Origin of the sequence: Thermomonospora echinospora, from assembly GCF_900108175.1 — a bacterium.
Lineage (GTDB): Bacteria > Actinomycetota > Actinomycetes > Streptosporangiales > Streptosporangiaceae > Thermomonospora > Thermomonospora echinospora.
Genome location: NZ_FNVO01000026.1, coordinates 13,809 through 40,203 on the forward strand (window position 1 = coordinate 13,809; position 26,395 = coordinate 40,203).

The window sequence follows — 26,395 nt, forward strand, 5'->3', positions numbered from 1 at the left end:
GGAAACGATGACCGCACCGGAACCGGCTGCGGAAGGGAGGCCGGACAGCCTCGCCGACCGGATCGAGCGGCTGCGGGAGGTGAAGCGGCGGGTCCGCGAGGGGCCCGATCCGGTGGCGACCGAACGGCAGCACGCCAAGGGCAAGCTGACCGCCTACGAACGCATCGACCTGCTGCTCGACCCGGGCACTTTCACCGAGGTGGAGCCGCTGCGCCGGCACCGGGCGACGGGCTTTGGGCTGGAGCGGCGGCGCCCGCACAGCGACGGCGTGGTCACCGGTTGGGGCCGGGTCGGCGGCCGGACCGTGTTCGTCTACGCCCACGACTTCCGCGTCTTCGGCGGCGCGCTCGGCGAGGCGCACGCCCAGAAGATCCAGAAGATCATGGACATGGCGCTGGCCGCGGGCGCCCCGCTGGTCTCGCTGAACGACGGCGCGGGCGCGCGCATCCAGGAGGGCGTGTCCGCGCTGGCCGGGTACGGCGGCATCTTCCAGCGCAACACCCGGGCGTCCGGCGTCATCCCGCAGATCAGCGTGATGCTCGGCCCGTGCGCGGGCGGGGCGGCCTACTCGCCGGCGCTCACCGACTTCGTCTTCGCGGTCCGCGGCATCTCCCAGATGTTCATCACCGGCCCGGACGTGGTCGCGGCGGTGACCGGGGAGGAGGTGACGCACGAGGGCCTCGGCGGTGCGGACGTGCACGGCGGGGTCTCCGGCACCGCGCACTTCGTCTACGACGACGAGGAGACCTGCCTGGCGGAGGTACGGTACCTGCTGTCCATGCTGCCGTCCAACAACCGCGAGCTCCCGCCGGTGGTGCCCTGCACCGACCCGCCGGACCGGCGGCTGGAGCGCGTCCGCGACCTGGTGCCGCTGGACGGCAACCGGTCCTACGACGTGCGCGAGGTGATCGCGGAGATCGTCGACGACGAGGAGTTCCTGGAGGTGCACGCCGACTGGGCCCGCAACCTGGTGTGCGGGTTCGCCCGGTTGGACGGCCACGTGGTCGGCGTGGTGGCGAGCCAGCCCGCCATGCTGGCCGGGGTCCTGGACATCGACGCCAGCGAGAAGGGCGCGCGGTTCGTCCAGTTCTGCGACGCCTTCACCATCCCGCTGCTGACGCTGGTGGACGTGCCCGGGTTCCTGCCGGGGGTGCGGCAGGAGCACGACGGCATCATCAGGCGCGGCGCGAAACTGCTGTACGCCTACTGCAACGCCACGGTGCCGCGCGTCTCGGTGGTGCTGCGCAAGGCGTACGGCGGGGCGTACATCGTGATGGACTCGCGGTCGATCGGCGCGGACCTGGCGCTGGTGTGGCCGGGCAACGAGATCGCGGTGATGGGCGCCGATGCCGCCGCGGACGTGATCTTCCGCAGGGAGATCGCGGCGGCGGAGGACCCGGCCGCGACCCGCGCGCGGAAGATCGGGGAATACCGCGACCGGCTGGTGCACCCCTACTACGCGGCCGAGCACGGGCTGGTGGACGACGTGATCGACCCGGTGGACACCCGGGCCGTGCTGGTCCGGGCGTTCGCAATGCTGCGGCACAAGGACGCCGCTCTGCCGCACCGCAAGCACGGCAACCCGCCCCAGTGAGCCCGATGGACGCCGAGCCCGACGGGCCGGAAAACAGCGAGAGAGCGATTCGAGCGATGAGTGAGCACACGGACGTGCCGTTGCTGCGCGTCGAGAAGGGCACCCTGGACCCGCTGGAGCTCGCCGCGGTCACCGTGGTGCTGCTGCACCGGTTGAACGCGGCGCGGCGGGAGCCGGAGCCGGGCTCGTGGCCGTCGGCCGTCTCGGCCCCGTGGCGGCGTCCCGAGCGGATCCCCGCCTACCGGGGGCCGCGCAGCTGGCAGGCGCAGGCCGCCTGACGGCGTGCCTCGCCCCCTGACGAACGGAGACTGATATGCAAGTCGGGCTGCTCTTCGACCTGCGCAACCCCGAGCCCTGGCAGCGTCCCTGGACCGACCACTACGCCCGCTCCCTGGAACTGTGCGAGGAGGCCGACCGGCGCGGCGTGGGCGGTCTCTGGTTCACCGAGCACCACCTGTTCGAGGACGGCTATCTGCCGCAGCCGCTGACCATGGCCGCCGCCGCGGCGGCGCGTACCCGCAACGCCCGCATCGGCACCGCGGTGATGCTGCCGAACCTGCGCCACCCGGCGCACATCGCCGAGGAGGCCGCCGTCGTGGACCTCATCAGCGGCGGCCGGCTCGAACTCGGCTTCGGTGCCGGCTACGGGGTGCTGGAGTACGCGCTGTTCGGTGCGGACCACGGGCGCCGCTTCCGCAACGTCGAGCGGAACATCGGCGAGGTCCTGCGGCTGTGGAGGGAGGCGGACGTCACCCCGCTGCCGGTGCAGGATCCGGTGCCCGTGTGGGGCGGGTTCTACGGGCCGCGCGGCGCCGGCATCGCGGGCCGCCTGGGCCTCGGTCTGCTGCACATCTCCCCCGAGATGTTCGAGCACTACCGTGCGGGCCTGGTGGAGGGCGGGCACGACCCGGCCTCGGCACGCGTGTCGGACCTGCTGCCGGTGATCCTGGCCGACGACCCCGAGGCCGCCTGGCCCCGGGTCGCCCCCCACCTGGCCCACCAGAAGAACACCTACCGCGCGACCTGGGCGGCAGGCACCGACCTGCCAACACCACCGCTGCTGCATCCGGAGGACTTCCCGGAGGAGCGGCCCGCCGACGGGTCGTGGACCATGCTGGAGATCCTCACCCCCGAGGACGCGGCGGTGCGCATCCACGAGAAGATCCGCGGGCTGCCGGTCCAGCACCTCATCTTCTGGGCGAGCGTCGCGGGCATGCCGGACGACCTGGTGGTCCGCAACATCGAACTGATCACGGACAGGCTGCCGGAACTGCTGGAGAAGGCGTCGGCCGGTGGGTAGCCCGCACGCCGCGGCGGTCCGGCGCCGCACCGGTCGGGACGGATGGCCGCTGCTGTTCGTCCTGTCGGGGAACATGCTGCTCGACGCCGTCGAGGTCTCGGTGGTGCTGGTGGCGCTCCCGGCCATCGGCGCCGATCTCGGGCTGGACCTGTGGTCGGTGCAGTGGCTGATGAGCGGATTCGCCCTCGGATTCGCCGTGTTCCTGCTGCTGGGGCCGCGGCTGACCGCCGCCTGGGGGCTGCGCAGGAGCTACCTCGTCGCGATGCTGGTGTTCGCCGCCGCCTCTCTCGCCGGGGGGCTGAGCACGAGCATGACGCTCCTCGTGGCCTCCCGGGTGGTCAAAGGGGCCTGCGCGGCGCTGACCGCGCCGGCGGGGCTGGCGCTGATCGGCGAGACGTTCCCTTCCGGGCCGCGGCAGCGCAGAGCCGTGTCGGTGTACTCGATGTTCGGGGCGTACGGGTTCAGCCTGGGACTGGTGCTGTCCGGGGTCCTCGTCGCCGATGACTGGCACTGGACGTTCCTCTTCCCCGCTCCGGTGGCTCTGCTGCTGCTGGCGGTGGGGCATCGCGTCATACCGGACGTCAAAGGGCAGGCGCCGCCGGTGTTCGGCGCGGCACTGTTCCGCAACGGGCCGTTGATGCGCGCGGTGGCGGGCGCGGGCAGCCTGAACGGTGTCTACATCGGCCTGCTGCTGCTCGCGACGTTCACCATGAGCGGGAGCCTCGGATGGCAGGCATGGCAGACCGCGCTCGCGCTGCTGCCCGCCTGCCTGCCGCTGGCGATCTCCGTGCCGTTCGCCGGGCACCTGATCCAGCGGTTCGGCACGTCCCGGCTGATCGCGGCCGGGGCGCTGCTCGCGTTCGCGGCGCAACTGCTCGCGCTGGCCCTGTCCGGCCGGGACTCCTACGGCGGAGCCCTGCTGCCGTCACTGCTTCTGGTCGGGGCGGCGTTCGTGGTGTCGTTCGCCGCCCTGAACATGCAGGCGACCCAGAGCACCGCCCCCGCCCTGCGCCGCGCAGCGGTCCCCGTCTATCAGACGGGGGTCCAGATCGGCAGCGTCGTCATGCTGCCGCTGGTCGCCGCGCTGCTGAACGCACCGGGTGGGCAGCGGTCGGCACTGCTGGCCACCTCGGTGCTCGCCGCCCTCGGGCTCGCCGTCGCCGCCACCGGCCTGCGCACCCGCCCCGGCGCGGGAGAGTCCTGAACCGGCGGACTCCTGGAGCCGCGAACGCCCGCCCCGAGGGGACCGTTGCGGAAACTCACCCCAGCGCGCCGAGCGCCTTGAGCGCCGTCCGGAGTGCGTGGTCGTCGGTGACGAGGGCCTGTACGCCGAGCACCTGCCCGCCGCTCCGGACGGACTCCGCGGCACGGGCGAGATCGTCCGGGTCGCGGACGTACGCGATCAGCGGGCGCCCACCGAACGCGTCCGCGCCGCGGGCGGCCTCGATCGCCAGGTCGAGGGGCACCGTGACGGAGTCGAAGGCCGGCGGCACGGCGACCGGCGCACCGTCCGGGACGAACAGGGACAGCAGCGGGCGGCCACGGGTCGGTACCGGCAGCGGACCGGCCACGTCGTAGACGCCGCGATGATCGCTGGCGCGGACGCGCTCCAGGTCGAGATAGGTGTTGGAGGACGGGTCGGCGATGACGGCGTCGAACGGATAGTCGTCCCACAGTTTCCGCGCCACCACGCCGGCGTCGATGGTGGCCTCGGGACCGATGTCGACCGGCCTGGACAGGTTCCCGACGTCCCAGGCCCGCGCGCCGGGTCGTCCGTCGGGCACGGTGCGGTCCCGTGCTGCGAGGACGAGTCCGCTGCCGGACGGCACGAAGTTCTGCAGGCTGGCGACGGCCCGGGCGAGGTTCCAGGGATGCTCGCGATGGTTGGTCGCGGCGATCAGCAACCGGGTGTTCCGGATTCGCCGCGCCAGGATCGGGGCCAGTGAGGTGGGGTCCAGTTGGTGGCCTTCCGGTGCGAGCGGGTCGAGCCGTTCCAAGCCCAGGACCACGGCGTCCAGGCCGGCTTCGTCGATGCGTTCCGCCAGGTCGGCCTCGCTGAGCAGGTGTCGGGCCAGCCGGTCCGACAGCGCGATGGAGCGCCACTGCGTGCTCATGCCGACACCTCGCTGAGCCGTCCGGCGGCGGCCCGGAAGTGCCCGGCGAGCGTTGACGCCGCGTACTCGTGTTTGTAGATGCCGCGCCGCTGGAGCAGCGGGACCACCTCCTCGACCAGGATCGGCAGGGTTTCGGTGACGAGATCGGGCGCGATCACGAATCCGTCGGCGGCGTACGAGCGGAACCAGTGCTCCATGCGGTCCGCCAGGTGCTCTGGCGCCCCGACGAAGGTGCCGTGGCCACCGCTCAGATACCGGGTGCGCAGCAGGTGCTCGGAGAGCGGGATCTGCGGGCCGTCGGCCAGGACCCGCAGCGTCGACGCCCGCAGGTGGTCCCGGTCGGCCGTGGCGGCGGCGGTGGCGGCCTCCAGCACCGTCGCGGGGATGGGCTTGTCCGGGTCCAGGTCCGCGACGTTCGCGCCGATCAGTCCGCCGAACCAGGACTCGTGCTCCGACCGGGTGATCGGGTCCTGCGTGAACAGCTCGTCGACCCGGGCCTTGGCCTCCGCGGTGGTGCTCGCGAGCACGATCCGCAGGCCGGGCAGGTAGGCCAGGTCCGCGGGGTCGCGGCCGGCGTCCCGCGCGTCGGATTTGACCTTCCGGTACCGCTCCTGCGCCTCGGTGACGGTGAGCGCCGAGTCGAAGACCGCGGCGGCGAGGCGTCCGGCCAGCCGCCGTCCCTCGTCCGACGAGCTCGCGCGGATGATGGGCGGCCGTCCCTGCGGAGAGCGAGGCAGCGGCAGGCGTCCGGAGACCGTGAAGTTCTCGCCGCGGTGCGCCACCGCGGGACCGTCGCCGGCGGAGTCCCACAGCCCGACGACGACCTCCGCGAACTCCTCGGCGCGCCGGTACCGCAGCCCGCGCTCGGGGTGCCTGGCCAGGCCGAAGTTGGCCGCCGCGTCCTCGGCGAAGGTCGTGACGAGGTTCCACGAGACCCTGCCGTCCGACAGGAGGTCAAGGGACAAGAGCCGCTCGGCGAGCCGGTAGGGGTCGTTGTAGGTGGTCGACGCGGTAACGATGACACCGATCCGCTCCGTATGGGGCACGACCGAGGCCCATGCGACGAACCGGTCCACGCCGTCGATGTCGATCCGGTTGAAGCCGAGGAACTGCGACGAGTCCCCGGCGAAGACGGCGTCGAACAGGCCTTTCTCTGCGAGCCTGGTGATGCGCGACCAATAGTCGGCGGTGAATATCTCCCGGCCGGTCAGTTGCGGGGAAAGCCAGGCGCGTGGCGAGACGCCGTAACTGCGCACGTTGTAGGCGAGGAAAAGTCGCCTGCCGTCCTCGGTCATCTTCTCTCCTTCGTTCCGCTCACGACACCGGCCAGAGGCCGAAGTGGTCCCGGAGCGTGCTGCCGGTGTACTCCCGCCGGAACACGCCACGGTCCTGCAGGATCGGCACGACCTCGTCCGCAAACAGCCGTGCCCCGGCGAGGCCCTGCGCGGGCGATATGGCGAACCCGTCGGCCGCCCCGGCCTCGGCCCACCGCTCGATGTGATCCGCGACCTGCCGCGGGGTCCCGAACACGCGGCCATGGCCGTGGGCCGTGCCGAGCGCCTGCAGCAGCTGCCGCAAGGTGGCGCCCTTCTCCTTGGCCAGGTCGACGAAGATCTGCGCGCGGCCCGGCTGGCGTGTCAGCGTGGCGGCCTCGGGCAACCGTTCCTCGGGGACCTGCTCGTCCAGGTCGATATCGGAAAGGTCAATGCCCCCGAGGAGTGCCTCCAGGCTCGTCCGGGTCCGCTCGTAGTCGATCCGGGCGAGGAACTGGTCGTGGAGTTCTCGGGCCTCGGCTTCGGTGGCGCCGATCGTGACGACGAGTCCCGGGAGGATGCTGACCCGTGACTCGTCCCGTCCCTGCCGTTTGACGCGCTCCTTCACATCGCGGTAGAAGGCTTGCGCCTTCTCCAGGTCGCGTTGCGCGGTGAAGACGAGTTCGGCGTGTTCGGCGGCGAAGTTCCGGCCCCTGTCGGAGTCGCCGGCCTGGACGAAAACGGGACGGCCCTGCGGCGGACGGGCGATGTTGAGCGGACCGGCGACGTGGAAGTGCTTGCCGTGGTGGTCGATGCGGTTGATCTTCTTCGGATCGAAGAAGACCCCGTTCTCGCGGTCGACGAGCACCGCGTCAGACTCCCAGCTCGCCCACAGCTTTGAGACCACCTCGATGAACTCGTCGGCGCGCTCGTACCGCTCCTCGTGGCCGGGGATCTGGTCGTATCCGAACTGCTCCTCGCCCGCGACGGAGGTGACGATGTTCCAGCCGACCCGCCCGTTGCTGATGTGGTCGAGCGTCGCCAGGGTGCGGGCGAGGTTGTAGGGCTCGGTGAACGTGGTCGAGGCCGTCCCGATCAGCCCGATCTTCTCGGTCCGCGCCGCCAGCGCCGCCAGCAGCGTCAAGATCTCCAGCGAGCCTGCGTACGCCTGGTCCGGGCTGGGCAGCGGGAGCCCGAGCCCGTCGCCGCGGATGAGCGCGTCCAGCTTGGCCCGCTCGCCGATCTCGGCCACCTCCACGTAGGGCGCCAGAGAGTTCAGCTCCTCGGCCCTGCTGTCGGGGTTGCGCCAGTCGGCCGCGTCCAGGAAGGTGAGCCACAGCCCCAGGTGGATGTGTCTGCCATGCCGCTTTCCCATGCTTCTCCCGTGGTGAGTGCGGTGACACCGGTGCGCCGGTCGATGCGCCGGCCGGAGTGCCCTACTTGCCGAGCCAGGCGTCGTAGACGACGAGGTTGGACAGGCTGTCCAGGCGCAGACCGTGCACACGCGGCGCCGCCGCCACGAAACCGGATTCGTGTTCGACCAACGGAATGCAGATCGCGTCCTCGATGAGGATCTCCTGCGCCTCGGCAAGGAGCCGGTTGCGCTTGGTCGCGTCCACCTCGACGGCCTCGCCCTGCAGGACCTCCTGGAGCCGCTTGCCGTGCGAGCTCACCTCGGCGCTGTCGGAGTACAGCCACGGTTGCGTTGTGGTGCCGTTGTTCTGGTACATCTTGCGGAGGACGTCCGCCTCGGCGCTCTTGTTGCCCGAGAACCACAGGTCGGCGCCCGACTGCCACCAGGTCGGGCCGATCCCGGTCTCGGGCTTGATGGTGACCTCGATGCCGACCGTCTTGAGCTGCTCCTTGATCAGCACCATCGCGTCCTGGATCGGCTTGTTCTCCGCGGCTCCGATGATCACCAGGCTGAGCCGCCGGCCGTTCTTCACCCGGACGCCGTCGGCGCCGAGCGTCCAGCCCGCGTCGTCCAGGATCTTCCGTGCTCCCGCCTGGTCGTATCTCAGCAACGCACCGAAGTCCTGGTAGCCGTTCAGCGTCCGGGTGATCACGCTCGTCGCCGGCGGCGCGATCTTTCCGGTGGCGTTCTTCGACAGTTCCTCGCGGTTGATGGCCTTGAGCACCGCACGCCGCACGGCGATGTCCTGGACCAGCGGCTTCCTGAAGTTCGGCTGGAGGGAGTAGGGGATCCCGACCGTGGGACGCCAATAGAGCTTGTTCCCCTGCTTTTCCAAAAGTGCCGAACCGTCCACCGTCGGCGCTTCGGCGATCTGCGCCTCACCGCTCGTCAGCGCCCCCTCGCGCACTCCCGCCTCCGCGACGAGCCGGACGTCGATCTTCTCGATGGCGGCCCTGCCCTGATGCTGGGCGAGCCCCGAACCCCACGCGTAGTCCTCGCGGCGTTTCAGAACCAGGCGCTCGTCGGGCACGTACTTCTCGACCACGAACGGTCCGCTGGCGACGAAGTGGGTCCTGCGCTTCTCCAGCGGAATCTTGAACGAGGCGGGCGACAGCAGGGCCAACTGGCTGGTGGCCGCCGTGGTCAGGAACGACGGGTTCGGCTTGGAGAACTTCACGACGATGGTGTGATCGTCGACGATCTCGGTCTTCTCATAGTGCTCGAACTGGCCCCGGACGTACCAGCCTCCCCCCGCGGCGAGGTCCTGCGTCACCCCGTCGAAATTGGCCTTGACGGACGCGGCGTTCACCGGCACGCCGTCCGAGAAGGAGGCGCCCTTCCGCAGCCGGAAGGTGAACTCCGTCTGCTCGGCGTTGTGCTCCCATTTCTCGGCGAGCCAGGGCGCGAACCGTCCGGTGGTGGGGTCCCTGTCGAGCAGCGAGTCGCTCAGCGCCCGATTGAGCCAGCCGAAGGACTGGCGCGGGTCGAAGGCGGGATTCGGTACCGCGTAGACGACCAGCGTCCCGCCGTCCCGCCGTTGCGCCGAGGACCCGTCCGGATCGGCATCCGTTCCCGCGCAGCCCTGCAGGGCGAGCGCGGCCACGAGGCCACCGCCCAGCATCAGCGATCTGCGCCGCGTCAGAACAACCATTTTCCGCGTCCTCTTTCTAACGTGCCGAAGGTTCACTTGACTCGGTCCGGGGTGCTGCGGGGATCGCGTCGATCAACCGCCGGGTGTAGTCCTGCCGCGGACCGGTGAAGATCTGCTCGACCGGTGCCTCCTCGACGAGGGCGCCGTTGTGCAGCACGCCGACCCGATCCGAGACCAACCGGATGACACCGAGATCGTGCGAGATGAACAGGTAGGTCAGGCCGAACTCGTGCTGGAGGTCGACGAGCAGTCGCAGGACCTGCGCCTGCACGGACACGTCGAGCGCCGAGGTCGGTTCGTCCAGCACGATCAGCTCCGGCCGCAGCGCGATGGCGCGCGCGATCGCCACCCGCTGGCGCTGACCGCCGGACAGCTCGACCGGCTTGCGCCGGAGGAAGGAGGTGTCCAGCCCCACGGCGACCAGCGCCTCGGCCGCGCGGTCGAGGCGCTCGCCCCTGGCGCCGATCTTGAATCCGTGCAGCGGCTCGGCGACGATCTCGGCCACGTCGAGCCTCGGGTCGAGCGAGGAGTACGGGTTCTGGAAGACGTACTGGACGGCGCGGTGCAACCGGCGGCGCTCGGCGCGGCCCGCGTGCGCGACATCACGACCCCGGTAGGCGATCGTGCCGCAGTCCGGCCGGTCGATCCCCGCGACGATCCGGGCGACCGTCGACTTGCCCGAGCCGGATTCGCCGACCAGGCCGTAGGTGGTGCCCTCGGTAATCGCGAAGCTGACCTCGCGCACCGCCCGCTTGACGGTCTTGCCCGATCTCATGCCGCGCGTCACGTAGCTCTTGTGCAGCCCCGTCACCGTGACCAGGTGCGCCGCATCCGGCCGCTGCGGCCGGTCCCGCTCCGCGTGGCCGGCCGCAGGGCGGGGAGTCGCGGTCAGCCGGCGGGCGGAACGCGACGGGGCCGCCTCGAACAGTCGCCTGGTGTAGGAATGCCGGGGGGAGGCAACAACCTCGACAGTGTCACCCCGATCGACCACGCGCCCGTCCCGCAGCACCACGACCGAGTCGGTGCGCTGAGCGGCCACCGCCAGGTCGTGGGTGATGAGGAGGACTGACAGGCCCCTGCTCCGGACGAGGTCGTCGAGCGCGTCGAGGACCAGTTTCTGCACCGTGACGTCCAGCCCCGAGGTGGGCTCGTCGGCGATGATCAGCTCCGGTTCGCCGCCGAGCGCGATCGCGATGAGGACCCGCTGCCGCTGACCGCCGCTGAGCTGGTGGGGGAAGGCGTCGTAGACGCGCTCCGCCTCCGGCAGGCCGGCCTGACCGAGCAGTTCGACCGATCGCCTCCGCAGTTCCCGCCGGTCGCGTAGCCGCCGGTGCAGCCGCAGGGTCTCGTCGATCTGCTGCCCGACCCGCTTCACCGGGTCGAGCGCGATGTTCGGGTCCTGCGGGATGAACGCGATCGCCCCACCCCGGATACGGTTCCACTCCCGCTCGCTGCGGATCGCCAGCAGGTCCCGGTCGCCGAAGCGGGCCACGCCCGAATCGATGACCGCGTTGCCGGGGAGCAGGCCCAGGAGCGCATTGGCGATCGTCGACTTCCCGGCACCGGACTCGCCGATCACGGCGAGCCGTTCACCGCGGCGCACCTGGAACGACACTCCCCTGACCGCCTCGATCCGCTCCCGCGCCCGTAGATAGCAAACGCCCAAGTCCTCGACGTCCAGCACGAGGCCGGCCGAGCTCTCAGCGACCATGTCAGCGGATCCTCTCCACGAACGTGCCGACCCGGTTCGCCGAGACCACCACCAGCACGATCGCCAGCCCCGGCAAGGTGGTGAGCCACCAGGCGTAGGCGAGGTAGGCCCGGCCGTCCGAGACGAGCGACCCCCACTCCGGCGTGGGCGGCGGCGCGCCGAAACCGAGGAAGCTGAGGGCCGAGATCGACAGCAGTGCCGTACCGAACTCCAGCGCGGCCAGCGCGATCATCGGCCCGATGGCGTGCGGCAGGATGTGCCGGCGCAGGACGGTGGGCCAGCGCACACCGCAGTGCACCGCGGAGGTGACGAAGTCGGACCGCCGCACGCGCAGCACCTCGGCGCGCAGCACCCGGGTGAACGTCGCGATCGAACCGGCGCCGACCGCGACCGCGATGTTGACGGTGCCGAACCCGATGCTGGTGACCAGCATCAGCGAGATCAGCAACCCGGGCACCGCGAGGAAGATGTCGATCAACCGGCCGACGATCTCGTCGATGACACCGCCCAGGTAACCGGCGGGCAGGCCGATCAGCACGCTGACGGTGAATCCGATGGCGAGCGCGAGGAGCGCCGCGACCAGCGTCGTCCTGCTCCCATAGATGAACCGCGACAGATAGTCGCGCCCGAGGTTGTCGGTACCGAACGGATGGTCCGGCGAGGGCGCCGCGAGCTTGTCGGTCAGCTCTCTGGCGTACGGGTCGTGGGGCGCGAACGTCCCGGGAAAGAGGGCCCACAGGACGACCACGACCAGCACGAGGACCGCCAGGACCAGGCTCGGCTGGAGCAGTTGCGCCGGCACACCGCGCGCCCGCGCGCGCCGCAGCCACGAGGTGGTCCCCGCCCGGGCGCCCGTGCGGTCGGGTTTCACGTCCGGGGTCGGGTACGCGCTCGGCGCCTCGTCGACGATGGTTTCTTCGGACATGGGGTCACCCGATCGAGATCCGAGGGTCGATCTTGGGATAGACCAGATCGACCAGGAGGTTGGCCGCCGCGTAGAGCACGGCGGAGAAGACGACGACGCCCTGCACCACGGGGATGTCCTGGAGGGTCACGGAGGTCTGCATCAGACGGCCGAGCCCCTGGCGTGAGAACACGGTCTCGACCACGACCGCGCCGGCGAGGATGCCCCCGATCGACATTCCGAGCAGGGTGGTCGCGGGGATGATCGCGTTGCGGAAGGCGTGCGTGAGCAGAATGCGCCGGTGCGGGACGCCTTTCGCCCGCAGGTAGTCGGCATAGGGCGAGCGGAGGTTGGCGACCAGGCTCTTGGCGGTGACCTGGGCTATTCCCGCGCTCACGGGTATCGCGATGGTGATCGCCGGGAGAACGAGATGGGCCGCGGTGCCGGCCCCCGCCGCCGGCAGGAGCTTCAACCCGAAGGCGAAGAACTGCACCAGAAGGAGGCCGACGAAGAAGGCCGGCAGGGACGAGAACAGCGGAGGCAGCGAGAACAGCAGGTTGCGCAGGAAAGGGGCCCGGACCGCGTTGGCGGCCAGCGCGATGCCGAGGCCGAGGAACGTGCCAAGCACCAGGCCCGCCAGTCCGAGCTGGATCGTGCCGGGCAGGGCCTGCCCGATCACCTCGATCACGGGCCGCCCGGTGGCGGTGGAGATGCCGAAGTCCCCTTTGACCGCGCGGAACAACAGTGTCAGGTACTGCTCGTGCGGGGGACGGTCGAGGCCGTAGCGGTGCTCCAGCGCGGCGACCGCCGCGCGGTCCGCGGCGGAATCACCGCCGCTGACGTTGCGGAGCATTACTTCGGCGGCGTTGCTCGGCATGAGGAAGAGCAACAGCCATGTGATGGTGTACGCGGCCCAGACCACGAACACCGCGTAATAGACACGGCGGATGATGTAGCGGGCCTGCCCGCTCACACGACGCGAACCGAGCCGGCCGCGGGCGCGGGCCCGCGTTTTCGTATCCGGCATTGCCCCGCCTCTCTCATCTCCATGCCCAAAATTACGATCTAAGTGACCGGTTTAGTAGGAAATAGCGGGAGTCAGGGCGCGCACCTCCGCGGCACACCGCGTCAGCGCGTCGACCTACTCGGACCGATCGGTCCCGAGATGGGAGTATTGGCCCCCTCGCCGCGGCCTGTCAAGCCGAGGACGGCATCCGGGGCCGATGGGGCCGCCGCCCCGGCCCGGCGGCGCGGACCCGCGCCCGCACCGCCGCCCGATGCCACTGGTCAAGGTCACCGCGGGGTCACTGGAAGTGCTTCACCACGGTGTGCAGTTGCTGGTCGAGGACGTCGAAACCGCCGTCCACCCGGATCACCTGGCCGACCGCCGCCCCGAAGCCGTCATCGGCCACCGCCGCCACGCTCCGGGCGGCGTCCTCGGGGTCCATGAGCCGGCCGAGGACCGAACGCTCCTCGGTGAATTTCCGCAGATCGTCGTTCAGCACACCCGCGGTCGCATCGGTCCGCACCGTCCCGAACGCGACCGTGTTGACCACGACACCGTGCTGTGCGGCCGCCGCGGCCACATGACGGCTGAAGGTGTTCAGCGCCGCCTTCGCGGTCGAATGCGCGGCGACACTGCCGACCAGATCGGCGGCGGTGCTCGAAATGTAGACGATCCGACCCTCCCCTCGCCGCTGCATCACGGGCAGCACGTGCCGGGTGAGGAAGAACGATCCGGCCAGCTCCCCGCTGACCTTTCCGATGAACGCGTCCCAGGACACCGAGAGCAAGGGCTCGAACGGCGGGTTCACGGTATTGGCATTGCAGATCAGCACATCGATATGCCCGTGGTCGGCGAGTACCCGCTCGACCATGTCGCCGACCTGATCGCCGTCGCAGACGTCGGCCCGGCGCGCCTCCGCCGACCCTCCGGCGGCTTTGATCTCATCGACCACCCCCTGCGCGGCGGCGGCGTTCTGCCGGTAGTTCACGACCACGTGATATCCGCGTCGCCCCATTTCCCGTGCGGTCGCCGCGCCGATTCCCCGGCTTGCCCCGCTGATCAATGCCACCCGCCGTGGCTCGTCCATGTGCCCTCCCAGCGGCCGTCCGTGCCATCCGATGGAAATCTGCCCTGTCAAGCTAAGGCCGGCGGACCGCCGCTGTCCCTGCGGCTGTCCCACAGGACCCGCGGCGAACCCTTGCGGCCGGCATCACCCGGTTGCACAGTGGACATGCCGATGACCGGCACAATCCTCACCGCATTGCGTTCGTCCACCCCACCACGGTTGTTCCGTGAACGCACGCGCCCCGAATTCGCATGAGAGACGACCACCATTTCGACGCATCCCAGCCTCGACCAGGCCAACGGGCACTCCGGGACTACCGCCGAGGAGATCGATATGACTGAACGCTCCGTCGTGGACACCGGTACCGGTTACGGCCGCAGGAAACCCTCACATGACGCACGACTGACCGAAGTCGGCCCCGGCACACCGATGGGCGAGGCGATGCGCCGGTACTGGCACCCCATCGCCACGTCAGCGACGCTCACTCCCGACGTACCGCACCGCACCCGAGTGCTCGGCGAAGACCTGATCGTCTTCCGCGACGGCCGGGGCCGCCCCGGCGTGGTCTTCGAACGCTGCGCGCACCGGGGCGCCAGCCTCTATTACGGCCGTATCGAAGAGGACGGCATCCGATGCTGTTATCACGGCTGGAAATTCGACGTTCAAGGGCGGTGCCTGGAGCAGCCGTGCGAACCCGACCAGGGCCGCCGCCGCGACGTCGCGCGCCAGCCGTGGTATCCGGTCGAAGAGCGGTACGGCCTCGTGTTCGCCTACATGGGACCACCCGAGCGCAAACCCGTCCTTCCCCGCTACGACTGCCTGGAACCCCAGGAAGAAGGCGAGCGGTACCACACCGAGTGGCCGGTTCCCGGAATGACCGTGACCGGCCTGCAGCAGGACTTCAACTGGCTCCAGATATACGAGAACGCGATCGACCCGGGGCACATCAACTGGCTGCACTCCCAGCACAGCGGCTTCCAGTTCCTGGGAACGGGGAACACCGGTTTCCCCGAGGACTTCTACGACCCCTACACCGTGTCCGACAGGCTCACCTACAAGCGGACCGAATACGGGGCCAAATACGGCATTCGCTTCCTGGACAAAGAGGAGGACGGCGTCCGTCCCGAGCGCGCTTGGGGTGCTGAACTGCATCTTCCGAACGTCCTCGTACTGCCGGACTTCGTGAAACTGGTACCTGACGCACCGGCCGACATGCTGCTGTGGGTCGTCCCGAGCGACGACACCAGCCACCGGTCGTTCTTCTCCCTGCGCACCACCGATCCCGAGCGCCTCGACCGGTTCCTCCTCGGTGTGAAGCAGAACGGCAAGGACCCGTGGGAACTGACCGAAGAGGAGCGCCAACGCTACCCCGGCGACGGTGAGGCGCAGCAGTCGCAGGGCCCGATCACACTGCACTCGGAGGAGACCCTTGCGACCACCGACCGCGGCGTGGTGATGCTCCGCAGGCTGTTGAAGGCCATGGTCGACGATGTGGAGGCCGGCCGCGACCCGCAGGGGGTGAGCCTGGTCGAGGTGCCGCCGCGCCGCACCGAGGCCGGCATGTTCACCCTGTCCGCGACTGCACCCGCGGCCGGAGTCTGAGGGGAGGTGGCCGTGACGTGGACGGAGGCGGTGGTCGTCTCCCACTCCCCCGCGACCCCGGACATCGCGGTGATCGACCTCGCCCCGGCCACCGGGGACGAGTTCCCCGCCTACACCGCGGGCGCCCACATCGACGTGCTGATCACCCCGAACCTGGTCCGCCAGTACTCGCTGTGCGGGCCGCCCGAACAGGGGCGGTACCGCCTGGCGGTGCTGAACGAACCCGCCTCACGCGGCGGATCCCGGGCGATGCACGCACTCAAGGTCGGCGACCACCTGCGGATCTCGGCGCCGCGCAACCACTTCCCCCTCGTCACGGCACGACGGCACCTGCTGTTCGCCGGCGGAATCGGCATCACCCCACTGCTGGCGATGGCCCGGCAACTGGAACGCGAGGGCGGCGACTACGCCCTGCACTACTGCGCCCGCAGCCGCGCCCGCGCCGCCTTCGTGAAAGAACTGGCAGGCAACCCCCGGGTCGCCCTCCACTTCGACGACGGCGACCCGCGCCAACAACTCGACCTCGCCCGCGACCTGGGCGACCCGCAACCGGACACGGCGGTCTACGTCTGCGGACCGGACGGGTTCATGGACCACGTGCTCGGCAAGGCCGAAGCACTGGGCTGGCCACCACAATCCCTGCACAAGGAACGGTTCGGCACCGCCCCAGAACCGACCGCGTCCGGGGACTCCTTCACCGTACGTCTGGCCTCCACCGGCGCCGAATACCTCGTCCCCGACGACCGCAGCGTGCTCGACGTACTGCTGGAGAACGGAGTCGACGCCCCCTACTCATGCCGACAGGGCATCTGCGGCACATGCGTCGTCCGCGTCCTGGCGGGCCACCCCGACCACCGCGACGAGGTTCTCACCAACGAAGAACACGCCGAAGGTCTCTTCACCACATGCTCATCCCGGTCCCTCTCCCCCACCCTCAAGCTGGACGTCATCCCGCGTCGTGATCGTCCTTAATGAGGGTGTGGACCGGGCGCCCAGGGTCTGTCTGAAAGATCGTATGGGTGAGGCGGTGGGCCGGAACCTGGCACTTCAACGGCCGGACCTGGACGAGGAAGCAGCCGCTGCCCAAACTGTCGCTCTTCGCGACCAGCGCCGTGTCCAAGACCGACGTCTGGGCCGCCGGAGGTGACATGGTGGTCCGCTACAACGGCACCCGCTGGTCCCAGGTCTCGGTCGGCAAGGCGCTAGTCGCCCGAGGCACTGGAGTCACTCGAACGGCAGCTGGCCGTCCTGGCGGCCTTCGACGCGGACCATCCATCGCTGACACTGAGCGAGGTCGCCGCCCTCACCGACACGACACGCCCCACGGCACGGCGGATCCTGCTGACGTTGAAGTCCCTGGGCTACGTCAGGGCCGACGGCCGCCAATACTCCCTGACCCCGAAGGTGCTGAACTTCGGTTGGAGCTACTTCGCCTCGCTCAGTCTCGAGGAGGCCGTGCAGCCCGTCCTGGAGGACCTGCGGACGGCGATCGACGAGTCGTGTTCCGTCGCGGTGCTCGACGGAAGGGACATCGTCTACCTCGCCCGTGCCTTCACCCGCCGCATCACCACGAGCAGGGGACGGGTGGGCTCCCGGCTGCCCGCGCACGCGACCGCGATGGGGCGCGCCCTGCTCGCTCACCTCGACGACGACGAACTGGAAACCTGGCTCGGGCAGGAACCACTGCCGGAGTACACCTCGCGGACGCTCACCGACCCCGCACAGCTGCGCGCGGCGCTGGCGGAGACCAAACAGTAGGGCTGGGCGCTCGTCAACGGGGAACTCGAGACGGGACTGCGCGCCATCGCCGCTCCCATCCTCAACCCTGACGGCAGGGCGGTCGCGGCGGTGAGCGTCTCCACGATCTCCGCTCGCACTGTGCTCTCTGACCTGCGCAAACATGTTCCCGCCCTGCTCGAGACCGCCGAGGCCCTGTCATCGGTGTTCCGGCTGAACATCGACTGAGGCAAATCCACGCTCAGACCAGCACGACATCGATCAGAAGGAGGTCCCCGCGAGCATGACCGGCACCATGGAGGTCTTCAGTGCCCGCTCCTAGCTGTTCGCTCCTGGCGACAGCGAACGGAAGATGCAGAAGGCGGCCGCCGGCCCGGCGGACATCGTCCTGCTCGATCTGGAGAAGTACCGGCGCATCACGGGGGTGAACATATTCGGGGCGGGAGGGCCGAGGATTGTGGGAATCGGCCATGAACCGGTGTCCGGCTCCGGCCTCTGTCAGTCCACGTACTGGGTGGCGTACTCCTGTGAGGGGGCGATCGGGGTGATGACATCGATCAGGACCCCGTTGGGATCGGCCACGATGAAGTGCCGCTGGCCGAAGTCCTCGCTGCGGATCGCGAGCTCGGCGTTCAGTCCGCCGCGGGTGACGAGGCGGTCCCACTCGGCATCCACGTCCTCGACCTCGAAATTGAGCAGTAGGCCGGCAACCGGGGCGCGGTACGGCGCGGGCAGTGTCGGGTGGGTATGGTCGAGCAGGGCCAGCTCGTAGGTCGGTGGCCCGGGACGGCGCAGGCTCACGTACCAGTCGACCTCGAAGGTCGTCTCGAAGCCCAGCAGGCCGGTGTAGAAGTCCCAGGACTCCTTCAGCCGTGCGGTGCAGATCACGGGATAGAAGCTGCTCAGTCGCATGGGGTCGCCCTTTCACGTACCATCGGTATGTGAGCGTACGCTATTGACATACTGCTGGTATGTCAATGGGAGGGGCGATGCCGGGTACCAGGGCGCAGCAGCGCGAGCAGACCAGGCGAGCACTGCTGCGCGAGGGGCGGCGCCTGTTCGCCGAACGCGGTTACGGCTCGGTGGGACTGGCGGAGATCGTCCAAGCCACCGGGGTCACCAAGGGGGCCCTCTACCACCACTTCGACGGCAAGGCCGCCCTGTTCCGCGCCGTACTGGAGCAGGTGCAGCAGGAGGTGGCGGAGGCCGTGGCCCGGGCCGCCGACGAGCACGACGACCCCTGGACCCGGCTGACCGCGGGCTGCCGGGCGTTCCTGGCCGCGAGCACGGATCCGGACGTCCAGCAGATCATGCTGGTCGATGGCCCGGCCGTGCTGGGCTGGGCCGAATGGCGCGCGATGGACGAGGCCGCGTCCGCGCGCCATCTTGCCGAAGCCCTGGCCGATCTCGTCGAGAAGGGGATCATCGCCCGGCAGCCGGTCGCCCCGTTGACGCATCTGCTGTCAGGGGCGATGAACGAGGCCGCCCTGTGGCTGGCCGCCTCCCGGGACCCCGGTGATCTGTCCGCCACTCAGGCCGCCCTGACCCGCATGCTGGATGCGCTCCGCGACCGGTGACCCCTGCGCCGCCCTCCGCCGGCTCGTCCGTACCATCAAGCCAGTCAGCGCTGCGTAGACCATAACAACAGCCCCTGCAGGGGTGGATTCGGGGACGGGTACGGCCGTCGTCGTTCACCCGAACGCGTATCGTTTGGGTCGATCGGCTGACGCACCGCTTCCGAAACTCCGACCACGCCAACGCATTGGCGCGAGGACCGTTTTCACTTCCGCTTCTCACGCGTCGTCGGCATCGAGGGGGTCGAGGTTGGCCACTACGCGTTCGGAGACCTTGATGAGGACGTCGCGTTCCTCGGGGGTCATGAGGTCGAGGTAGTGCTCGCGGACGTGCTGCGCGTAGGGGACGAAGGCGTCCTCCACCGCAGCGCGGCCCGCGGCGGTCAGGGCGAGCAGGGAGCTGCGGGCATCGTCGGGGTTGGGTTCGCGGGTGATGAGTCCGCGCTGCTCCATGCGGCGGACCTGGTGGGACAGGCGGCTCTTCTCCCACACGAGCGTGCAGCGGACCCGCAGGGACGTCATGCGGCCGTCAGGTGAGGTCGCCAGGGCGGCGAGGACCTCGAAGTCGGCTTCGGACAGCCCGGTGTCGCGGGCGAGGCGACGGGCGAGGCTGGCGCCCAGCAGGGCGTGCATCCGCAGGTGGGACCGCCAGGTCAAGCCCTCCTCGGGGCTGAGGTGGTCCGGTTCGAGCGGCATGTGTCCAGCGTAGCCGGTGGTTGACATGTCACCCTGCGGCGTGGTGACGCACATCACTAAAGAGGTTGACATGTCATCCAACGGTGGCGGTGTTGAGGGGGACATCAACCAGCACGTCGCGGAGGCACACTCCATGTCCGACTACGGCCACGACCTTCGATTCGGCGCCTTCCTCACCCCCACCGCTCACGATCCCGAGCGGGTCGTCGAGCTCGCCGTCCTCGCCGAGGAATCCGGCCTCGACCTCGTCACCTTCCAGGACCACCCCTACCAGCCCGGCTTCCTCGACACCTGGACGCTGCTCACCTGGGTCGCCGCCCGTACCTCGCGCGTGGAGATCTCCGGCAACGTTCTTAACCTGCCGCTGCGCAACCCCGCCGTCCTAGCGCGCGCCGCAGCCTCCCTGGATCTGCTGTCCGGCGGGCGCGCCGCGCTCGGCCTCGGCGCCGGCGCGTTCCTGCCCGCCATCGCCGCGATGGGCGGCCCCGCCCTCACCGCGGGCGAGTCCGTGACCGCCCTCGAAGAGGCCGTGGAGATCATCCGCGGGGTGTGGCGGGCCGGCGACCGGACGCCGCTGCGCGTCCGCGGTAAGTTCCACCGCGTCGACGGCGCCAAGCGCGGCCCGGCCCCCGCGCACGACATCCCGCTCTGGCTCGGCGCCTACAAGCCCAGGATGCTGCGGCTCGTCGGCGCCGTCGCCGACGGTTGGCTGCCCTCACTCAACTACATCGACACACCCAACCTGCAGGAGAGCAACGCCATCATCGACCAGGCCGCCCGCGAGGCCGGACGCGACCCGCGCGAGATCCGGCGGCTGCTCAACATCCTGACCTCCGAGTCCCTGTCCACGCAGGAGTGGGTCGACCGGCTCGTGCCGCTCGCCCTGCAGGACGGCATCTCCACCTTCCTGCTCGGCAGCGACGACCCGGACGCCATCGCCTCCTTCGGACGGGAGGTCGCCCCGGCCGTCCGCGAGGCCGTCGACCGCGAGCGGGCCCGGGTCGGCACCCCGACCGGCCTCGTGCGGCCGGCCGCGGCGCTCGCCCTGCGCAGGACGGGTATCGACTACGACGCGATCCCGACGTCCCTGCAGGGGCGCGCCGTCGAACCCGGCGACCGCGAGTACGAGGACCTGCGCTCGACCTACATCTGGGAGGGCAGGCCCGGCCTGATCCTGCGTCCCGCCGACGAAGCGCAGGTCACCGACGCGCTGGCGTTCGCCCGCCGTCAGGACGTCCCGCTCGCCGTCCGCAGCGGCGGGCACGGCCTCAGCGGCCGCGCCACCAACGACGGCGGCATCGTGCTGGACCTGTCGGCGCTCGACTCCGTCGAAGTCCTCGACCGGGAGCGGCGGCTCGTCCGGGTCGGGGCCGGCGCTCGCTGGGGCGACGTCGCCGCCCGCCTGGCCCCGCACGGCCTGGCGATCGGCTCCGGCGACTACGGCGACGTCGGCGTCGGCGGGCTCGGCACCACCGCGGGCCTCGGCCTGCTCGCCCGCTCCTACGGCCTGACCATCGACCACGTGAAGGCCGCCACCGTCGTCCTCGCCGACGGCCGGACGGTGCGGGCCGACGCCGACCACCACCCGGACCTGCTGTGGGGGCTGCGCGGCGCGGGCGCCAGCCTCGGCGCCGTCACCTCCCTGGAGATCGAGGCGGCCGAGGTCAGCGACGTCGTCTTCGCCGTCTTCCTCCACGACGCATCCGACACCGCCGGCTTCCTCCAGCGCTGGGGTGAACTGGTCGAGGGCAGCCCGCGGAAGCTGACGGCGTTCCTCACCCTCACCCGCCAGGGCGGCGCGCTGATCGCACAGACCCTGGTCATGTGGGCGGACGCCGACACCGACGCGGCCGTCACCGCTCTGGAACCGTTCCTCGACCTGGCGCCCGTTCTGAGCCAGCAGGCCCAGCTCACCTCCTACGCGCAGGTCATGGCGCGCGCCCACAACCCGCACCGGGGCCAGGGCGGCGGAACCGGCGAACTGCGCTCGCGGTCCGCGCTCGTCCCGCACCTCGACGACCGCACCGCCAAGGCGCTGGCCGCGATGTTCGACGACGGGCACACCGGACTGGCGCAGGTCCGCTCGATGGGCGGCGCCGTCGCCGACACGCCAGCCGACCAGACGGCGTTCGCCCACCGCGACCGCGCGTTCGCGCTGTCGGCAACGATTCGGCCGCGAACGGGCACCCGCGCGGCGGAGGCCGCGCGGGCATGGGACGAGGTCGGCGACGACGCCATCTACCTCAGCTTCGAAACCCACGACCACGAAGCGGTCCTCACCCGCGCGTTCCCACCCGCCACGCTGGAACGGCTGCGGCAGGTGAAGCGGACCTACGACCCCGACAACGTCTTCCACGGCAACTTCACCGTCACCCCCGCCGCCTGAGCGACCGCCCGCCCCGGCCTTTCCCCTCGGCCGAGGCGGGCGGCGCCCCCGCCCCTCAGAATCCGCCGCTCAGAGAACGCAACGTGCGGCATCAGCCCGCGTGCACAGTCCGACCACGATGGCGCCAGGCACCTCGGCGACCCATCCGGCGATCGCGGCGAAGCCCTTCCTCCCAGCCACCGCTGCCGCGGCGGGATGGATACCCCTCGATCTGACCGCCCGTCCGATACCCCGGCGCACACCTCCGCGGCCGGCAACATCAACGCCCTGCGGCAGCTCCGGTGGCTGGCGAAACCGTGGTGACTTCTCGGTAGACGATCTTGTGGTGTCGTTGGGTGGTAGGGACGGCTTGAGATCGTACAAGTCTGGAGGCATGGGCGACGGCCGCACGGTCCCCGCAGGCCAGGTCGTTCCAGACGATGACCATGGCGATGCACGGTCCTCAGATCACCGGACGGGGAGGTCGGCGAGGTCGGAGGATCGGCCGCGACGGAGTTCGGCCGTCAGCGTCTGCTGGCCGAGGGAGGCGCGGACCGCCGCGGTGATGCGGTCCACATCGCCGCGAGCGGCGGCGGGCAGGGGTGCTCCCGCCGATTCCCTGGCCGCAGCCGCAGCGCCCAGCAGCCGGGCGGCTTGCGTATGGTCGCCGGCCAGCGCCCGGGCACCGGCCAGCCCTTCCAGCGCAAAGGCGATCGAGCGGGGATCGCCGGTGCGGCGCGCGGCACTCAGGCTCTCCAGATGCAGGTCATGGGCCGTCTGCGCGTCGCCTCGCTGTTCGGCGACGAAGCCGAGCTCGGACAGGGCCAGTGCGATGCCGGGCTCGAAGCCCACCTGCCGCTGCCAGTCGAGCGCGTCGCGCAACAGCTTCTCCGCGACGTCCAGTCTTCCCTCACGTCGCGCACCCAATGCCAGGCCTGTCTTCGCGAACACCTCGCCGGGCCGGTAACCCTGCTCGGCGGCCCACCGGAGGGCCTGTTCGTGGAGCCGCCGGGCCTCGACGTGGTCACCGTTCAGCAGCGCGATCCTGCCGAGCCCGGACAGCATGTAGGAGACCTGCATCCACAGTCCGAGTTCCTCCGCCATGCTCAGGCCCTGCCTGAGCAGGTCGGCCGCCTCTCGGTGGTCACCCCTGATCTCGGCCAGCCTGCCGAGCAGGTCGGTGGCTCGCAGCCTTCCCCAACGATCCCCGAGGTCGTCGAAGAACGCCGCGCCCTGTTCGGCATGACGGGCACAGGAGGACAGATCCCCGCGGAGGAGGGTGTAGTGGGCCAGGGTGGTCAGTGCGGCGGCCGTGCCCCAGCGGCACCCGAGGCGGCGGAAGCCGGCGAGGGCCTGCTCCGTCAGCTCCTCTCCGGTGGACGAGGCACCGCCGCCGAGCAGGATCTCGCCCAGGAACCATGCGGCCTTGGCTCGCCCGTGCGGATCGTCGAGGTGTTCGTACGGTTCAAGCGCCGCGCGAATCCGCTCCGACCGGTCGGTGCCGTGTCGTCCCAGTAGTTCCATGCCCACCCGCCAGGTCCCGGCCGCCGCCCGCAGTGCGGGGTCCGCCCGGCCGTCCAGGCTCAGCGCCATGCCCAGCAACCGGCGGCCCTCACCAAGACGACCACGCAGGAACCAATACCAGGCCATGGCGTTGACCAGCCGCAGCGCGAGGTCCGGCCGGTCGCGTCGTACGGCGCCCTCGATGGCGGCGCGCAGGTTGGCGTGTTCCAGATCCAGGAGCTTCAACCACCGCTGCTGTTCAGGGCCGTGCAGCCGCGGCGCGGCCCGTTCGGCGAACTCGGCGTAGTAGTGGTCATGCCGGGATCGGACGCGGTCGGACTCGCCCGCCTCCCGCAGCCGCTCGGTGCAGTAGGCCGCCACGGATTCCAGCAGCCGGTACCGGGAGCCGCGCGCGTCACCGGCCACGACGACCATGGAGCGGTCGACCAGGCGGGACAGCAGGTCCGCGACGTCCTCGGCGGGCACGCCGTCCCCGGCGCAGACCGCCTCGGCGGCCTCCAGGGAGCAGCCGTCGGCGTGCACGGCCAGGCGGCGGAGCACGGCGCGCTCGGGTCCGGTCAGCAGCTCCCAGCTCCAGTCGATCATGGCTCGCAGGGTGCGCTGCCGCTGCGGTACGTCCCGGCGCCCGGCCGACAGCAGCCGGAAGCGGCTGTCGAGCCGGGCCGCCAGTTCGTGCACGCCGAACGCCCGCACCCGGTTGGCCGCCAGTTCCAGGGCCAGCGGGATGCCGTCCAGTCGGCGGCAGATCGATGCGACGGCGCGGGCGTTGTCCGCGGTGAGGGCGAAGCCCGGCGCCGCGGCCGCCGCGCGCGCGGTGAACAGCCGTACGGCGCTGAACTTCTGCAGGGCCGCGGGCCCGGTCTCCGTCGCCGCGTACGGAAGTTCCAGCGGCGGCACCGTCCAGATCGCCTCCCCGCCGACCCCAAGGGTCTCCCGGCTGGTCGCCAGGATCCGTACCTCGGGGGCGGCGGCCAGCAGCCGGTGGGACAGTTCGGCGGCGGACCCGATGACGTGCTCGCAGTTGTCGAGCACGAGCAGCAGCCGCCTGTCGTGCAGCGCACGGGTGACCCGATCGGCCGCCTGGACGGTCGCACCGGCGAGCAGGGGACCGGGAGTGAGATCGTCGCGGATGCCGAGCGTGGCGGCCACCGCGTCCACCACCGCATCCGGCTGATCGATCCCGGCCAGCTCGACGAGCCACACGCCGTCGGGGAAGGCGTCGAGCAGCCGGGCCGCCGTCTCCAGGGCCAGCCGGGTCTTGCCCACGCCGCCCGGCCCGGTGAGCGTGACCAGCCGGTAGGAGGCGAGCAGCGCGTGCACCTCGACGACCGCCTCGTCCCTGCCGATCAGCGGGGTGGGCGACGCGGGCAGGTTCGTACGGTGCCGGGCGGGCGCCGGGTTCAGGGCGGGATCCTGGCGGAGGATCGCCTCGTGGAGGGCGACCAGCTCGGGACCGGGATCCAGGCCCATCTCCTCGCGCAGGCGGTCGCGCAGCCCGGCGAAGCTCTCCAGCGCCTCGCTCTGCCGCCCGGACCGGTAGAGGGCGCGCATGTGCGCGGCGCGCAGCCGTTCCCGGAGCGGATGCCGGACCACCAGGTCGCCCAGCTCACCGGCCAGCGGGCCGTGCTCGCCGAGGGCGAGCCGTGCCTCGGCGAGGTCCTCCACCGCGGTCAGCCGCTGCTCCTCCAGGCGCATGATCGCGGCCCGGGCGAACTCCGCGTCGACGAAGTCGGCGTACGCCGGTCCCCGCCACAGCGCCAGCGCGTCGGCCAGCAGCGCCGCCCTGGCCCGGGGGTCGGCCGTCTCCCGTGCCCCGGCCAGCAGTGCGGCGAACCGGGCGGCGTCGAGCGTGTCGGCATCGACGCGCAGCGCATACCCGGGCGGCCGGAACGCCAGCAGCTCTCGAGCGCCCGGTTCGGCGTCCTCCAGGGCCCGGCGCAGCTGGGACACCTTGACCTGGAGTGCGCCCGCGGGGTCACGGGGCGGCCTGGGTCCCCACAGGTCGTCGATCAGCCGGTCCGCCGACAGCGGCCGTCCCTCCTGGACGAGCAGGTCGGCCAGTAGGGCGCGGACCGTCGGCCTGCGGATCGTGACCGGGGCGCCGGCCGCCGTCCACACCTCCATCGGCCCGAGCACCCCGAATCGCATGAGGTCACGATAACCGGGCGGAAACCTCCGGCCGGCACCGGCAGGCGGCCGGAAAGCGAGCGGAAGGCCGGCGATAAGTGCGGGACCGCAGAGTCGGATCGCAACACCGACGACTCACGGGAGCGCGTATGACCTTCACGACACCCCACACGGCGCCGTTGCGCACAGTGATGATCATCAGCAGTACCCGCAAGGGCCGCTTCGGCTCCACGGTCGCCCGCTGGTTCGCCGAACAGGCCGGTCAGCGCACCGACATGACTCTCGACGTCATCGACCTGAGCACGGCCGGGCTACCCGACACGCTCGTCGACGACGATGATGACGTCCCCGAGCCGGTGCGGGCCCTGACCCCGCGGCTGGCCGCCGCCGACGCGTTCGTGATCGTCACACCCGAGTACAACCACAGTTTCCCCGCCCCCCTTAAGACCGCCATCGACTGGTTCGTGGACGAGTGGAGGGCCAAGCCCGTCGGTTTGGTCTCCTACGGGGGGAGGGCCGGCGGCCTGCGCGCGGTCGAGCAGCTCCGCCTGGTCTTCGCCGCGCTGCACGCCACGACCGTCCGCGAGACCGTCAGCTTCCATAACTGCCGGGACAAGTTCGACGACGCCGGCCGGCCCATCGACGCGGCGGGCTGTGACGCGGCCGCCAAGAGCCTGCTCGACCAGCTCGCCTGGTGGGCCCATGCCCTCCGCGACGCCCGCGCCACCCGTCCCTACGGCCTGTGAACCCGCCGAAG

At 70.7% G+C, this 26,395-nt stretch carries 20 protein-coding genes and 1 pseudogene; 10 read left to right on the forward strand and 11 right to left on the reverse strand.

The window, feature by feature from the left end:
• Positions 1–7 precede the first annotated feature (7 nt).
• From C4U03_RS34420 to C4U03_RS34435, 4 genes are read left to right on the forward strand one after another with little or no spacing between them, the layout of a single operon-like run.
• Positions 8–1,594 carry an acyl-CoA carboxylase subunit beta gene (locus tag C4U03_RS34420; protein WP_103943999.1) on the forward strand — a complete coding sequence of 529 codons (1,587 nt, stop codon included), beginning with the start codon at positions 8–10 and terminating at the stop codon, positions 1,592–1,594.
• A 56-nt stretch (positions 1,595–1,650) separates the two neighbouring features.
• Positions 1,651–1,872: an acyl-CoA carboxylase subunit epsilon gene (locus C4U03_RS34425; protein ID WP_160147194.1), complete on the forward strand. Its 222-nt coding sequence runs from the start codon at positions 1,651–1,653 to the stop codon at positions 1,870–1,872.
• A 35-nt stretch (positions 1,873–1,907) separates the two neighbouring features.
• Positions 1,908–2,894, forward strand: a complete 987-nt coding sequence (locus C4U03_RS34430) for an LLM class flavin-dependent oxidoreductase (protein WP_103944001.1) — start codon at positions 1,908–1,910, stop codon at positions 2,892–2,894.
• Positions 2,887–4,098 (forward strand): MFS transporter, encoded by a 1,212-nt coding sequence (locus C4U03_RS34435; protein WP_200827671.1) that lies wholly within the window; start codon positions 2,887–2,889, stop codon positions 4,096–4,098. The genes C4U03_RS34430 and C4U03_RS34435 overlap by 8 nt, the downstream gene beginning before the upstream one ends.
• 55 nt (positions 4,099–4,153) lie before the next feature.
• On the opposite strand, the gene C4U03_RS34440 is transcribed toward C4U03_RS34435, so the two are convergent.
• The 8 genes from C4U03_RS34440 to C4U03_RS34475 form a co-directional block, all read right to left on the reverse strand.
• The gene (locus tag C4U03_RS34440; protein WP_103944002.1) at positions 4,154–5,008 is read right to left on the reverse strand and encodes an LLM class oxidoreductase; all 855 of its coding nucleotides are present in this window, start codon (positions 5,006–5,008) and stop codon (positions 4,154–4,156) included.
• On the reverse strand, positions 5,005–6,303 hold the full coding sequence (locus C4U03_RS34445; protein ID WP_103944003.1) for an NtaA/DmoA family FMN-dependent monooxygenase: 1,299 nt from the start codon (positions 6,301–6,303) through the stop codon (positions 5,005–5,007). The genes C4U03_RS34440 and C4U03_RS34445 overlap by 4 nt, the downstream gene beginning before the upstream one ends.
• Before the next feature lie 19 nt (positions 6,304–6,322).
• Entirely contained in the window at positions 6,323–7,636 is a 1,314-nt protein-coding gene (locus tag C4U03_RS34450; RefSeq protein WP_103944004.1) for an NtaA/DmoA family FMN-dependent monooxygenase, read from the reverse strand.
• 61 nt (positions 7,637–7,697) lie between these two features.
• Positions 7,698–9,326, reverse strand: a complete 1,629-nt coding sequence (locus tag C4U03_RS34455) for an ABC transporter substrate-binding protein (RefSeq protein ID WP_103944005.1) — start codon at positions 9,324–9,326, stop codon at positions 7,698–7,700.
• Between the two features lie 16 nt (positions 9,327–9,342).
• Positions 9,343–11,037, reverse strand: a complete 1,695-nt coding sequence (locus tag C4U03_RS34460; protein WP_103944006.1) for a dipeptide ABC transporter ATP-binding protein — start codon at positions 11,035–11,037, stop codon at positions 9,343–9,345.
• Between the two features lies 1 nt (position 11,038).
• The gene (locus C4U03_RS34465) at positions 11,039–11,962 is read right to left on the reverse strand and encodes an ABC transporter permease (RefSeq protein WP_103944007.1); all 924 of its coding nucleotides are present in this window, start codon (positions 11,960–11,962) and stop codon (positions 11,039–11,041) included.
• A 4-nt stretch (positions 11,963–11,966) separates the two neighbouring features.
• Positions 11,967–12,968, reverse strand: coding sequence for an ABC transporter permease (locus C4U03_RS34470; RefSeq protein WP_103944008.1), 1,002 nt, complete (start codon positions 12,966–12,968; stop codon positions 11,967–11,969).
• Between the two features lie 277 nt (positions 12,969–13,245).
• Positions 13,246–14,034, reverse strand: coding sequence for an SDR family oxidoreductase (locus C4U03_RS34475; RefSeq protein WP_103944009.1), 789 nt, complete (start codon positions 14,032–14,034; stop codon positions 13,246–13,248).
• Between the two features lie 312 nt (positions 14,035–14,346).
• Here C4U03_RS34475 and C4U03_RS34480 point away from each other — a divergent pair, with 312 nt between their 5' ends.
• The 3 genes and pseudogenes from C4U03_RS34480 to C4U03_RS34495 all read left to right on the forward strand — a co-directional run bounded on the left by C4U03_RS34480 (position 14,347) and on the right by C4U03_RS34495 (position 17,580).
• On the forward strand, positions 14,347–15,615 hold the full coding sequence (locus C4U03_RS34480; RefSeq protein WP_103944010.1) for a Rieske 2Fe-2S domain-containing protein: 1,269 nt from the start codon (positions 14,347–14,349) through the stop codon (positions 15,613–15,615).
• 12 nt (positions 15,616–15,627) lie between these two features.
• Entirely contained in the window at positions 15,628–16,587 is a 960-nt protein-coding gene (locus C4U03_RS34485) for a PDR/VanB family oxidoreductase (RefSeq protein WP_103944058.1), read from the forward strand.
• Between the two features lie 246 nt (positions 16,588–16,833).
• Positions 16,834–17,580 (forward strand): annotated as a pseudogene (locus C4U03_RS34495) (IclR family transcriptional regulator domain-containing protein).
• 270 nt (positions 17,581–17,850) lie between these two features.
• Here the strand turns inward: C4U03_RS34495 and C4U03_RS34505 are convergent.
• The gene (locus C4U03_RS34505; protein WP_103944012.1) at positions 17,851–18,264 is read right to left on the reverse strand and encodes a VOC family protein; all 414 of its coding nucleotides are present in this window, start codon (positions 18,262–18,264) and stop codon (positions 17,851–17,853) included.
• Positions 18,265–18,341: 77 nt separating this feature from the next.
• Between C4U03_RS34505 and C4U03_RS34510 the strand changes: the two genes are divergently transcribed.
• Positions 18,342–18,929: a TetR/AcrR family transcriptional regulator gene (locus C4U03_RS34510; protein WP_103944013.1), complete on the forward strand. Its 588-nt coding sequence runs from the start codon at positions 18,342–18,344 to the stop codon at positions 18,927–18,929.
• Between the two features lie 216 nt (positions 18,930–19,145).
• On the opposite strand, the gene C4U03_RS34515 is transcribed toward C4U03_RS34510, so the two are convergent.
• Complete coding sequence (locus C4U03_RS34515; protein ID WP_103944059.1) at positions 19,146–19,622, reverse strand: MarR family winged helix-turn-helix transcriptional regulator; 477 nt, start codon at positions 19,620–19,622, stop codon at positions 19,146–19,148.
• A gap of 70 nt (positions 19,623–19,692) precedes the next feature.
• Between C4U03_RS34515 and C4U03_RS34520 the strand changes: the two genes are divergently transcribed.
• Entirely contained in the window at positions 19,693–22,008 is a 2,316-nt protein-coding gene (locus C4U03_RS34520; protein WP_327374230.1) for an LLM class flavin-dependent oxidoreductase, read from the forward strand.
• A gap of 447 nt (positions 22,009–22,455) precedes the next feature.
• Here the strand turns inward: C4U03_RS34520 and C4U03_RS34525 are convergent, their stop codons facing one another.
• Positions 22,456–25,659 (reverse strand): BTAD domain-containing putative transcriptional regulator, encoded by a 3,204-nt coding sequence (locus tag C4U03_RS34525; protein WP_103944014.1) that lies wholly within the window; start codon positions 25,657–25,659, stop codon positions 22,456–22,458.
• Between the two features lie 128 nt (positions 25,660–25,787).
• On the opposite strand from C4U03_RS34525, the gene C4U03_RS34530 reads away from it, so the two are divergent.
• A complete protein-coding gene (locus C4U03_RS34530; RefSeq protein ID WP_103944015.1) occupies positions 25,788–26,384 on the forward strand; it encodes an NADPH-dependent FMN reductase in 597 nt (198 codons plus the stop codon).
• Positions 26,385–26,395 lie beyond the last annotated feature (11 nt).